The sequence below is a fragment of the Streptomyces sp. NPDC006335 genome (assembly GCF_040612795.1).
Taxonomy (GTDB): domain Bacteria; phylum Actinomycetota; class Actinomycetes; order Streptomycetales; family Streptomycetaceae; genus Streptomyces.
This window is the reverse complement of sequence record NZ_JBEXQX010000010.1, coordinates 134581-146430: the sequence shown is the minus strand read 5'-3', so window position 1 is coordinate 146430 and position 11850 is coordinate 134581. Positions and strand designations below refer to the sequence as shown.

The following is an 11850-nucleotide window of genomic DNA, read 5'->3' as shown; positions in this document are numbered from 1 at the left end:
GGTGAGCGGGGACCGCGCCCCGGCACGATGACGCACGCCGAGCCTCGACACCCGGCTCGCACGTCGTCAGAAAGAGAGCTCGCACATGTCCGAAACCGATGTCGTGGTGAGTCCGGCGGAGATTCCCGACCTGGTCTGCACGCTCGTTCGCCTGGTCGCTCCGCAGAAGGTCGACAAGGTCACCCCCGACCTCCGCCTGATCGGAGACCTCGGCTTCCACTCGCTGGCGCTGGCCGAGCTCGGCTTCACCATCGAGGACCTGTTCAAGCTGGAGGCGATGACCCCCGAGGTCGCGATGTCCCTGGAGCGGGTCGAGGACATCGTCCGCCTGATCGGCGGCCACGTGGAGGACGGCTCCATCTCGCTGCCGGACGCCTTCGAGGTGAACTCCATCTGCGCGCGCTACGGAGCGTCCTGGCCGGCCCAGGGCTGAGGCCGACGCCGGCCGCGGAGCGTATACGGCACGGAACACGGCGGTGGCGCCGACGGGTGGTTGTTCCCCGTCGGCGCCACCGTGCTTGTGCCCTCGTACGCGCTACTCGGCCGCCCGCTCCCCTGTCACGGGCTTCGGCGTCGGCGCATGGCCCGCCGCCCCCGTCCAGGGGAGCAGCACGGCCCGCGTCAGCTCCCACGCGCACGCCAGGTTCCCCAGGTCCAGGTCGCCGGACGTCTCCCGGGGCGCGGTGCCCTCCGCGGCGCTCACGCCTGGCCCCGGAAGGCGAGGACGACGTTGTGGCCGCCGAAGCCCGCCGAGTTGCTCACGCCCGCGAGGGCGCCCCTGGGCAGGGCCCGCGGCTGGTCTCGTACGACGTCGAGGCCGATCCGCGGGTCGAGGTGCTCGATGTTCATCGTCGGCGGCGCCGTCCTGTCACGGAGCGCCAGCACGCTGACGAGTGCCGCCAACGCCCCCGAGGCGCCCATGAGATGACCCGCGGTCGACTTGATCGCGGAGACCGCGTAGCCGGCGTCCGCGCCTCCGTCGTCGCCGAGGACGGAGCGGATCGCCAGGCTCTCGGCGAAGTCGCCCTGCGGGGTCGAGGTGGCGTGCGCGTTGACGTGGGCGATGTCCCGCGGAGTCAGGTCCGCGTCGGCCAGCGCCTTGCGCAGGGCGGCGGACGCGCCCCGGCCGCCCGGCTCGGGCGCCACGATGTGGTGGCCGTCGGCGCTGATGCCCGCCCCGGCCAACTCGGCGTGGACGTGGGCTCCTCGGGCCCGCGCGTGCCGTGCCGACTCGAGGATCAGGACGGCGGCGCCCTCGCCCATGACGAAACCGTCGCGCTGCGTGTCGTAGGGGCGGGAGGCGTGCTCGGGGTCGTCGTTCCTGCGTGACATCGCCTTCATGCTGGTGAACGCCGCGACGGTCAGAGGATGGATGATCGCCTCGGTGCCTCCGACGGCCACGACGTCGGCGCGGCCGAGCCGGATCATGTCCAGGCCCGCGGCGATGGCCTCGGCGCCGGCCGCGCAGGCGGAAGTGGGGGCGTGCACCCCGGCCCGCGCGTTGATCTCCAGACCGACCTGCCCGGCGGAGCCGTTGATCATCATCTTCGGCATGGTGTGGGGCGACAGGTGCCGGGCTCCCTGGGCGCGCATCTGCTCGTAGCCGTCGACGAGAGTGCCCAGCCCGCCGATGCCGCTGCCGAGGACGACCCCCACGCGTTCCGCGTCCGGCTGGCCGGTCTCCCCGGCCCGGCCGAAGAAGCCGGCGTCCGCCCAGGCCTCCCGGACGGCGATCAACGCGAACTGGCTGGCCCGGTCGAGTCGGCGCAGTTCTATGCGGTCCAGTACGGCGTCGGGGTCCGTGGCGGCGCGCGCCGCGATGCGGACCGGCAGATCCTCGGGCCAGTTGTTGTCGAGGCGCACGGCCACCCGGCGGCCGTTGAGCAGTGCGGCCCAGCTGGACTTCACGTCCCCGCCGAGCGGTGTCGTGGCGCCCAGTCCGGTGACGACCACGTCGTCGACGCGGGCCCGTTCGGTCGCAGACATAAGAAGTCCCCCAGCCGTTCGGTGAATGCGATGGGAAATGAATCTGGCTGGACAGGGCGCCCCGTGGAGAATCTTCTTGAATCTCGTCATGGGTCGGCTGCCATCCGATCATCTCGCATCATGACCGTGCGCCGATACGCGGGACAGGTATCGGTTCCGGCAAATGGGTCGATGCCGTCGAACCGTCAGCGGCAACATTGCGGCAACCCGTCAGCAATTACGGCCGCATCCATTCCGCGTTCCACTCGGCCACGCCAATCATGGAATTCCCATCCGCGAGGAAGACACCGAGGAAGACACCTATGACTCCAGCCATCCGTGCGGAGGGCCTGGTCAAGACGTACCAGGGCAGGACACCGGTACGAGCCCTGGACGGCCTGGATCTCGAAGTGCCCGCCGGCACGCTGCTCGGGCTGCTCGGGCCCAACGGCGCGGGCAAGACGACCACGGTGCGTGTGCTGACCAGCCTGCTCAAGGTGGACGCGGGCCGTGCCACCGTCCTGGGCCGGGATGTCACCACCCAGCCCGACGAGGTGCGCGGCATCATCGGACTGTCCGGCCAGTACGCGGCCGTGGACGAGACCCTGACCGGCCGTGAGAATCTCGTCATGGTGGGGCGCCTCTACCACCTGGGGCGGAAGGCCGCGCAGGCCAGGGCCGCCGAACTGCTGGACCGCTTCACGCTCACCGGCTCCGCCGACCGCCCGGCTCGGACGTACTCCGGAGGCATGCGCCGCAGGCTGGACCTGGCCGCGTCCCTGGTCGCGGCGCCGCCCGTGCTGTTCCTCGACGAACCCACCACCGGCCTCGACCCGAGCAGCCGGATCAACATGTGGGAGGTCATCGGGGACCTGGTGCGGGACGGGACCACCGTGCTGCTCACCACGCAGTACCTGGAGGAGGCTGACCGGCTCGCCGACTCCATCGCCGTCGTGGACGGCGGGAAGGTGATCGCACGCGGCACCGCCGACGAGCTGAAGCGGCAGACCGGCGGGGAGCGGATCCGCCTGGTGGTCCGTGATCCGCAGCGGCTGCCCGAGGCCGCCGAGGTGCTCACCGGGCTCGGTGCGCGCCCCGCCGAGTACGTCGAGCGCAGCCGCGAGGTGGTCGTCGCCGTGCACGGCGGCACTCCGACGCTGGCCCGCGCACTGCGGCTGCTGGAGGACGCGGGGATCGCCCTGGAGGACGCCGGGCTGTCCCGGCCGACGCTGGACGACGTCTTCCTCAGCCTCACCGGCGCCGGCGAGGCGGCCGCGAGGGACGACCTGGTGCCGGCCGACGTGTGAGGCGTCCCGGCCGGGTCGGTACGCGCTCGGCATCCGCACAAGGAAAGGAACCGGGGTCCGTATCGGCGGGGAGTGCGCCGACACGGACCCCGGTTCCTTTCCTCGTGCGTCGAGGACCGGGCTCAGGCGAGGTTGCGGAACGCCTCGGGCCGCGCCAGGTTCTCCGTCAGGAACAGATCCCTGAGCTTCGGGGTGAGCAGCCCCAGCTGCCGCAGCAGATGGATGACCTGCTGGAAGAGGAGCTGCCGGTAACCGAACATCATCGGGTCCGTCTGCGCGAACTTCACCCCCTTCTCCACGTCGAGCTCCATGCGCTCCCAGACCTCGCGGAGCAGGAAGCGCCGGGACATCAGATGGACCGCCTCCAGCAGGAACTTCTCCCGCTCGTCGAGTTCCTTGGAGGTCATCCCGTCGTACAGGCCCGCGAGCGCGACCGAGCCGAACCCGACGTGCCGTGCCTCGTCCCGGGCGATCATCTTGGTGATCGAGGTGATGATGGGGTCGCCGAAACCGCTGCCCGCGAGCCGGGTCGCGGCCAGGGCCAGCCCCTCGACGATGACCTGCATCCCCAGATAGACGACGTCCCAGTTGGACTCCGCGAGCAGGTCCCGCAGCAGGGCCTTGAGACCCGGGTTGATGACGTAGGACTCGCCGAGTTTCTCGTCGATGTACTTGGCGTACGCCTCCACGTGCCGGGCCTCGTCCGCGACCTGGGAGGCCGCGTAGATCTTCGACTCCATGTCGGGGACCGTCTCGACGAGCCGGGCGGTGGTGACCAGGGCGCCCTGTTCACCGTGCAGGAACTGGCTCACCATCCACGCCTGGTACTGCCAGCGGAACTCGTTCAGGAGCTCCTTCGGCACCGGGCTCTCGTTGCCCACCACGAAGGTGGCCACGCCCGCGCTGTACGCGTCGTCGAGAGGGGCGCCGAACCGGACGTCGTAATCCCAGTCGATGGTGGTCTCGGCGTCCCACTGGGATTTCTTGTTCTTCTGATAAAGGCTCCAGATACGGTTGTCTCGCTCGCCGTAGTCCCAGTTGAGGCAGGCTCGGATCGATGCGTCCACCTCCATGAGATCCGACCTGGTCTGCTCCAGGGTGACGAGAGTCGGATCCGTCTCGGATTCCGGCTCACGGCGGGATATATCAGCCATCGATGTGGGGTCCCCTTTCCCTGCCGCTGCCCAGCAGCAGACAGGACGACTCAGTTCGCGCCAGGCTCACTTTCCGGTTTTCCGTGTCCGGTCAGCCAGGTACAGGCCGGGCAACTTCACGGCAGCCTCAGTTGCCGGTGCCCTGCCTGGAATCGCCGTCCGCGCGCACGCGAACATGGCCGGTAAACCGAACGGCATGGCCGATGTCGGCGAACCACATTCCCCGTAATTCAGGAGATGCCCCTATGGCGCAGGCAGCGAACAATCGGCCGACTCATGAACTCGTCGCGGATCTGGAACGCACGCTGGGCGACCCGATGGAGGGCGACGGCCCGTTCAGCTTCGCGTCGATCGTGGCCCACGAGGAGCGGGAGGAACTGCCGCCGGGCGCGGCGGAGCTGGCCCGGGAGTGGGGGTTCCCGCAGTTCCTGGTGCCGCGGGAGTTCGGCGGCCGGCTGAACAACCTCGAAGAGGTCTTCGTCCTGACGCGCTCGCTCGCCCGCCGGAACCTGACGGTCGCGGTGATGTTCGGTTCCGCGCTGCTGGGTGTCAACCCGGTCTGGCTGTGGGGCGACGAGGAGCAGCGCAAGCGGGTGGCCGACGGGCTGCTCGCCGGTGAACTCGCCTGCTTCGCGGTGTCGGAGCCCGACCACGGAAGTGATCTGCAGGGCAACGCGACGACGGCGCTCGCCGAGGGCGACACGTTCGTGCTCACCGGTGAGAAGTGGCCGGTCGGCAACGCCACCCGCGGCCGCTTCGTGACGGTCTTCGCCACGGTGGAGGGCCGCGGCCAGACCTTGCTCCTGGTCGACAAGGAGCAGCTGGAGCCGGGCAGTTGGAGCAACCACCCGTTCGTGCGGACGGCCGGTCTGCGCGGGCACGACCTGAGCGGCATCGTCTTCGACGGCGCCCGGGTCCCGCGCGGCGCGGTGCTCGGGCGCAACGGCGCCGGTCTGATCGAAGTGCTCAAGGCGCTGCAGATCACCCGTACCGCGATCGGCGCGCTGTCGATCGGGACCATGGACTCCGTCCTGCGCATCGGCCTCCAGTACGCGCACGAGCGCTCCCTGTACGGCGCCGAGATCTACCGGTTGCCCGTCATCCGCCGGCACCTCGTCCACGCGCACCTCGACCTGCTGATCGCCGAGTGCACCGCGCTGCCAATCGCCCGGGCACTGTCGGTGGCGCCGTCCCGGCTGAGCATGTGGTCGTCCGTGGTCAAGTACCTGGTCCCGGTGATCGGCGAGGAGGTGATCCAGGACATGGCGCGGGTGCTGGGGGCCCGCAGCTATCTGCGTGAGGGGGTCGCCTCCGGGGTCTTCCAGAAGCTCCAGCGCGATCACGCCATCGCGAGCATCTTCGAGGGCACGACCCACGTCAACCTGCACAACATCGCGGCACAGTTGCCCAACCTGGCGCCGCACGCGCAGAACGCGCAGAGCGGGGGCGAAGGAGTTCTGGAGGCCCTCTTCGACTGGAGCGCGGAGGCCCCCGCCTGGCAGCCCGCGCGCCACGTCCTGCAACTGACGAACGCCGTCGAGGACGAGATCACGCGCGGCTGGAACGACGCGGTGGCGGAGACGGCCCGGATCGCCGCGGAGTGTCTGGAACCGGCCGAGGCCGCCGATCTGGCGAAGGTGCTGGACGCGTTCGGCTCCCGCCGAGCCGCGTTCTACACCCGCCTGGCGGCCGCGCCTTCCGACGCCGCGTCGGTGGCGGGCCAGGACGACGCGGCCGAGCACTGCGTGCATCACGCGGCCGCGTCCTGCCTCTACACGTGGCTCCACACCTTCCGCCCCGTGCACGGCGCGCCGTCGACCACCGGCTGGCTGATCCTCGTTCTGCAGCGGCTGCTCCAGCGGCTGGAGCCTGCCACGGAGCTCGCGTCGGCCTATCTGCCGGAGATCGAGTACGCGATGGACGAGAGCCTGAAGACCCCGTACCGCTTCTCGGTCGGGTTCTTCAAGGAGGCCGCGGGCCGTTGAACGCGAACGGCGGTGCCCGGGTCCGCCACGGACCCGGGCACCGCCGCGCACCCTACGACGCCTCCGGCATCAGCAGGCCGTCCGGTTCGAGCTCCCGGCACAGCTCGTCCTCCCGCAGGGCGGTGAGGTACTCGCGGACGAGCGAGTAGGTCTCGTACTCGTAGCGGCGCCCGCGGCGGATGCGTACGAGCGAGGCGTCGGCGAGTTCACCGAGCAGGCCGATGACACGCCCCGGTTCGCCCTCGTCGTCCACCCGGTGGCCGCGCAGCACCTCCTCCGCCGTGAACACCCCGCGTATGGCGGTGATGTGACGGAGTATCAGCCACTGCTCGGAGGTGAGCGGCTCCAGGCTCCAGCGCATGCTGTCGGTCAGTGTCCGGTGCCGGGACAGTCCGCCGGTGTCGATCCGGTCCAGCAGGTGCAGCGACGACTCCGCGCTCACCAGCAGCTCGGCCGGCACCGACCGGACCCGGCGCGCGGCCAGTTCGATCGACAGCGGCAGTCCGTCGAGGCGCGCGCACAGTGCCGACACCAGGGGCAGCCGGCCGCTCAGGTCCAGGGTGGGCACACCCGAGCCGACCCGGCGCAGGAACAGCTCGACGGCCGCGGGCATGCCGTCGTCCTCCGCGGCCTCCGTGGCCAGCGGCTCCACCTCCCAGGTGTCGGCGGAGGGAGCGGTCAGCGGCCGGCGGGAGGTGACGACGAAGTGCGGCCGGGGGTGGTACTCCATGAGCTCCCGGGTGAGCCGGGACACGGCCCCCACCACGTGCTCCGCGCTGTCCAGGACGACGAGCAACTGCCCCTCCGCGTCGCCGGACCCGGTGTGCGCCAGGCCGGTCTCGCGCAGCACGGCGGAGCGCACCGTCTCGTAGGCCTGGGCGGCGCCCTGCTGCTCGCCGGGGCAGGCGGTGAGGTCGACGACCACGACACCGTCCCGGAACAGCGGTTGCAGACGGGAGGCGGCCGCGAGCGCGAGGCGCGTCTTGCCCACCCCACCCGGCCCCGTGAGCACCAGCAGCCGGCTGCGCCGGGCGGTGCCGACCGCATGGCGCAGGTCGCTCTCCCTGCCCACGAAGGCGTCGAGCGGGGGGCGGGTGCCGCGCCATCGGGCGGGGTCGACGGTGTCCGCACCCCGGTCCCGGTCGCCGCGCTGCGCGGGGATCCAGACCTGGGGCGGCGCGCCGCCGCCGGTGGACAGGCCCGACTGCGACAGCGAGGACAGCGTCGTGCCGAACGCCTTCAGCAGCAGCTCGACCGACGTCCGGCGGGGATTGGTGTTGGCGCCCGTCTCCAGATTGCGGATGGTGCGTACGCTCACCCCCGAGCGCTCGGCCAGCTCCTCCTGTGTCCAGCCGACCGCCCTGCGCCGTCCGATCAGGTACTCGCAGATCTGACGGACATCCATCAGCTCGACCATTCCCAGGTCAGCGGAGTGCACCATGGAATGAACCCCTCCCCCATGCCGTCCAACACTTTGCTTCAGTCAAGTCACACACGTGGTCAACGCCGAGGGGGAGCGGGGCCGTGACCCCGCCCCCCTGTCGGACGCTCCGTCTCCCCGCCGCTCACCCGCCCGCGGGGGTCGCTCACCTGCTACGCGGCGGGGTCGTTGCCCACCTTGACGATGTCGTTCTCGCTGTTCACGAAGACCACGCGCGGTTCGAGCTTGGCGGCTTCCGCGTCGTCCACCGTGGCGTATCCGATGATGATGACGATGTCTCCCGGGTGGACCAGCCGGGCCGCGGCCCCGTTGATGCACACCACTCCGGACCCCCGCTCGCCCTCGATCACATAGGTTTCGAGACGGGCGCCGTTGTTCACGTCGACGATGTGGACGAGCTCGCCCGGCAGCAGGTCGGCCTCGTCCATGAGGATCGGATCGAGCGTCAGCGAGCCCACGTAGTTGAGGTCGGCCTCGGTGACGGTGGCTCTGTGGATCTTCGACTTGAGCATGGTGCGCTGCATGGTCCGGCTCCTTCAGTGGGCTGTCGATGGCGACGAAGCACACGGAGGGCAGGCCGCGTCCAGGAACTGCGTCCCCGCCCCCCGTGGCGCTGGATGAAAGCGGTCAGCCGAGCCGACCGGAAATCACACACATGGGCACCAGGTCCCAGCCCAGTGAGTCCGAGCTTCCCCCGCCGCCGTCCGTGCGGCAGGTGATCTCGACGCCGGACGATGAATCGGCCTGAGCGGTTCCCCCAAACGCTGCCAGGGAAAGCAGCATGATGCCTGCCATGGCACCGACGACTCTGGCTGTTTTGAACACGACTCCACTCCCCGTTGAACATTCAATGGACTGGTCGAGGCCGTCGCGATTCTCCCCCGCGATCCCCCGACCTGAATCTTGCTCGAATGCGTGGCCGAATCGGAAGTGAATTCCGTGGCAGGAAATACCGGCTGTCATAAGTGCGCCACAAGGTGAAAGGAGGGTAAGAAGCGTCCGGTGGACCGTCACTCTCCGTGCGGACCTGCTGGGTTCGGCAGCGCGATGGCGCTCAGCAGCAGGCCGCGGGCGGCGCGCCAGCGGCCCGTCAGGGTCTCCAGACCCTCCAGTCGTACGCCCTCGGCCGTCCGCGCGGGCACCAGGATCCGCGCGGTGAAGGTGCCGTCCGGTCGCAACCGGACGTCGGCGTCCTCGTAACCGAGCCAGCTGCCGGCCAGCGGGGACCAGACCTTGTAGACGGTCTCCTTGACGCAGAAGAGGAGCCGGTCCCAGGCGACGGTCGCATCGTGGCTGGTCATCCGCGTCAGTCGCGCCCGCTCCTCGGGGGACACCACCTTGGCGGCGACGGCTCGGGGCAGCGGCTCGTCGGGCTCGGCATCGATGCCCAGCGCCCGGAAGCGGAATGCGTGGCCCACCGCGGCGGCCCGGTACCCCTGGCAGTGGGTCATGCTGCCGACGGCTCCTTCCGGCCATCGGGGCGCGCCCCGATGGCCGGGCAGCAGCGGCGCGGCGGGCAGTCCGAGGGCGGTCAGGGCCAGCCGGGCGCAGCCGCGCACGGTGGTGAACTCGTGGCGCCTTTCCGCCAGGACTTGCTTTATCAGACGGGCCTCTTCGGGATACAGCGCCATCGCCGCGGCCGGGCCGGAGTCGCCGAAGTCGTCCACAGCCTCGACGCTCGAGGGGAACAGACCTCCAAGCAAACTCCCTTGCGCCGCGTCAATGTTCTTGGTCAAGTCATTGCCGATTCTTTGAAGTTACCCATCGGTCCAGCTCAACCCGTATGCCCGCGGCATTACTGGGTAAACTGTCGTTGCGGCAAGCCTTTCGCTGGGCGTGCCGCGTCGAAAAATCACTCACTCGGGCCGCACCCCGAGCATGAGAGAGACGTTTTGTCGGTGCGGCGCTCCACAGAGCGACAAGGCGGAATACGGGGGGAAGTCATGCGACATGGGTAGCTTTTTGGACGGATTGGGGCTCGACGAGTCGGCGGAAGCGGTCTATCGGGTGATCCTCGGTCGCAAGCGCTGGCGTGTCGAGGAAATAGCCGAACACCTGTCAGAGCCGGTCGGTCACATACAGAAAACAATAGAGCAGTTGGCCGAGCTGAAACTCGTGGAGCTTCCTGACGAACATCGCAACACGGTGCTCCCCGAGGATCCGCAGCTCGGACTCCATACCTTGCTCCTGCGCAACGCGGCCGAACTGCGCACCAAGCACGAGCAGTTCGAGCTGCGTCGGGCCGCGGTGTCCGACCTGCTCGACGAGTTCGCCGACCTGTATCCGTCGGTGGACCAGAAACACGTCGAAAACCTTGTGGGCGTGGACGCGATCCGTGAACGCCTTGTGGAACTGGCGCGGTCCGCGACGCGCGAATGCCTTGCGTTCAATCCCGGCGGAGCTCAGTCGGAAAGCAGCCTTGCTGCAAGTATGCCTCTGGACAAGGAGGTTATCAGTAGGGGCGTGTCGATGCGCACGGTGTATTTAGACAGTGCGCGCACGCATCCGCCGACAGCGCGGTATGCGTACTGGTTGACCGAATTGGGCGGCCAGGTGCGAACCGTGCCCACACTTCCCCTCCGCATGATCCTCATAGACGGGGAAACGGCGCTGCTTCCCGTCGATCCGGAAAACACCAGACGTGGCGCGATCCAGATCACGATCCCCGGGGTGACCGCGGCGCTCGGCGCCCTCTTCGAGAAGGTGTGGACCACCGCGGAACCGCTGGGCTCGGAGGTCGAGAAGCCCGACGGCAGCGAACTGTCCCGGCAGGAGGCCGAGGTGCTGAACCTCCTCGCAGAGGGACACACCGACGCCGTGGTCGCGGCCCGGCTCGGGGTCTCCCAGCGGACGGTGGGCCGGATCGCCTCGGACCTGATGAGCCGGCTCGACGCCCGCAGCCGGTTCCAGGCCGGCCTGCGCGCGGCCCAGCAGGGCTGGATCTGAGCCGGGCACCGAGGGCCTGCCCCGATCGGGCGCCGGCGGGACCGTGCCTGGTCCCGGCATCAAGTTGCCGGTGCCCTTTCCTGGTTGTCGGGGCGTTCTCCTCGGCACGATGCGCTGGTACGCGTCCGTGCCGGGAACGCCGAGAGGAACGCACCGTGAGCGCCGTCAGCCCCCTGACCACCGCGACCGACGTGAGCAGGAAACCGTACGCAGGCATCGGCCATTGGTTCGCCGACGGCTGGGTTCTCACCCTGCGCAATCTGCAGCGGATGAGCCGCAATCCCGAACTGCTGGTCTACACGGCCCTTCAGCCGGTGATGCTGGTCCTGCTCTTCACCTATGTGTTCGGCGGTGCCATCGCCGTTCCCGAGGGCGCCAGTTACCGGGAACTCATCGTGCCCGGCATCATGGTGCAGACCCTGGCCTTCGCCGCCGGCACCACCTCGGTGGGCATCGCGGACGACCTCGCGAAGGGGCTCATCGACCGCTTCCGGTCGCTGCCCATCGCCCGCGCCGCCGTACTGACGGGCCGCACCACCGCCGGCCTGATCCAGAACTCACTCGTGGTGTGCGCGCTGGCCGGCTGCGGGCTCGCCGTCGGCTGGCGCGTCCACACGGGCCCCTTCCACACGCTCGCCGCCTTCGCGCTGGTGCTGCTCTTCGCGTACGCCATGAGCTGGATCGGCGCGCTGCTCGGGCTCAGCGTGTCGTCGCCGGAGACCGCGAACACCGCGGGGTTCATCTGGATCTTCCCGCTCACGTTCCTGTCCAACGTCTTCGTGCCGACCCACACGCTGCCCTCCTGGCTGCGCCCCGTGGCCGAGTGGAACCCGCTCTCGGCCACCGCTCAGGCGGTCCGCCACCTCTTCGGCAACGACACCGGCGTCGACGCCGCGTCCTTCCCGATGCGGCACGCGGCCGCCACGTCCCTCTTCTGGTCCGCGCTGATCCTGTTGGTGTGCGTGCCGCTGGCCGTCCGCAAGTACCGCGCCGCCGCCCTCTGACCGGCGGCGCGTGGACGCGCGTACGGCTGTGGGGCCGGACCCGGGCAC

12 protein-coding genes are annotated in these 11850 nt (G+C 69.7%); 5 read left to right on the top strand and 7 right to left on the bottom strand.

All coding sequences use genetic code 11. The features are described 5' to 3' along the window. Nucleotides 1–85 precede the first annotated feature (85 nt). Nucleotides 86–433, top strand: coding sequence for an acyl carrier protein (locus ABZ098_RS26825; protein ID WP_356595276.1), 348 nt, complete (start codon nucleotides 86–88; stop codon nucleotides 431–433). Nucleotides 434–535: 102 nt separating this feature from the next. Here ABZ098_RS26825 and ABZ098_RS26820 read toward each other — a convergent pair whose 3' ends face one another. Continuing rightward, the gene (locus ABZ098_RS26820) at nucleotides 536–703 is read right to left on the bottom strand and encodes a hypothetical protein (protein WP_356595274.1); all 168 of its coding nucleotides are present in this window, start codon (nucleotides 701–703) and stop codon (nucleotides 536–538) included. Beyond that, nucleotides 700–1986, bottom strand: coding sequence for a beta-ketoacyl-[acyl-carrier-protein] synthase family protein (locus ABZ098_RS26815; protein ID WP_356595272.1), 1287 nt, complete (start codon nucleotides 1984–1986; stop codon nucleotides 700–702). The genes ABZ098_RS26820 and ABZ098_RS26815 overlap by 4 nt, the downstream gene beginning before the upstream one ends. 302 nt (nucleotides 1987–2288) lie before the next feature. Here ABZ098_RS26815 and ABZ098_RS26810 point away from each other — a divergent pair, with 302 nt between their 5' ends. Then, nucleotides 2289–3272, top strand: a complete 984-nt coding sequence (locus ABZ098_RS26810; RefSeq protein WP_356595269.1) for an ATP-binding cassette domain-containing protein — start codon at nucleotides 2289–2291, stop codon at nucleotides 3270–3272. 122 nt (nucleotides 3273–3394) lie between these two features. Here ABZ098_RS26810 and ABZ098_RS26805 read toward each other — a convergent pair whose 3' ends face one another. Then, nucleotides 3395–4426 (bottom strand): ferritin-like domain-containing protein, encoded by a 1032-nt coding sequence (locus tag ABZ098_RS26805; protein WP_356595266.1) that lies wholly within the window; start codon nucleotides 4424–4426, stop codon nucleotides 3395–3397. Nucleotides 4427–4671: 245 nt separating this feature from the next. On the opposite strand from ABZ098_RS26805, the gene ABZ098_RS26800 reads away from it, so the two are divergent. Beyond that, entirely contained in the window at nucleotides 4672–6411 is a 1740-nt protein-coding gene (locus ABZ098_RS26800) for an acyl-CoA dehydrogenase family protein (RefSeq protein ID WP_356595264.1), read from the top strand. A 52-nt stretch (nucleotides 6412–6463) separates the two neighbouring features. Here the strand turns inward: ABZ098_RS26800 and ABZ098_RS26795 are convergent, their stop codons facing one another. The 4 genes from ABZ098_RS26795 to ABZ098_RS26780 form a co-directional block, all read right to left on the bottom strand. Next, nucleotides 6464–7852, bottom strand: a complete 1389-nt coding sequence (locus ABZ098_RS26795) for a helix-turn-helix domain-containing protein (RefSeq protein WP_356595262.1) — start codon at nucleotides 7850–7852, stop codon at nucleotides 6464–6466. A gap of 152 nt (nucleotides 7853–8004) precedes the next feature. Beyond that, nucleotides 8005–8376, bottom strand: a complete 372-nt coding sequence (gene panD / locus ABZ098_RS26790; protein ID WP_356595260.1) for an aspartate 1-decarboxylase — start codon at nucleotides 8374–8376, stop codon at nucleotides 8005–8007. A 103-nt stretch (nucleotides 8377–8479) separates the two neighbouring features. Next, a complete protein-coding gene (locus ABZ098_RS26785) occupies nucleotides 8480–8677 on the bottom strand; it encodes a hypothetical protein (protein ID WP_356595258.1) in 198 nt (65 codons plus the stop codon). Nucleotides 8678–8862: 185 nt separating this feature from the next. Further along, nucleotides 8863–9519, bottom strand: coding sequence for a 4'-phosphopantetheinyl transferase superfamily protein (locus ABZ098_RS26780; RefSeq protein WP_356595256.1), 657 nt, complete (start codon nucleotides 9517–9519; stop codon nucleotides 8863–8865). A gap of 283 nt (nucleotides 9520–9802) precedes the next feature. Between ABZ098_RS26780 and ABZ098_RS26775 the strand changes: the two genes are divergently transcribed. After that, nucleotides 9803–10798, top strand: a complete 996-nt coding sequence (locus ABZ098_RS26775; protein ID WP_356595254.1) for a helix-turn-helix transcriptional regulator — start codon at nucleotides 9803–9805, stop codon at nucleotides 10796–10798. Between the two features lie 155 nt (nucleotides 10799–10953). Further along, nucleotides 10954–11802: an ABC transporter permease gene (locus ABZ098_RS26770; RefSeq protein WP_334588463.1), complete on the top strand. Its 849-nt coding sequence runs from the start codon at nucleotides 10954–10956 to the stop codon at nucleotides 11800–11802. Nucleotides 11803–11850 lie beyond the last annotated feature (48 nt).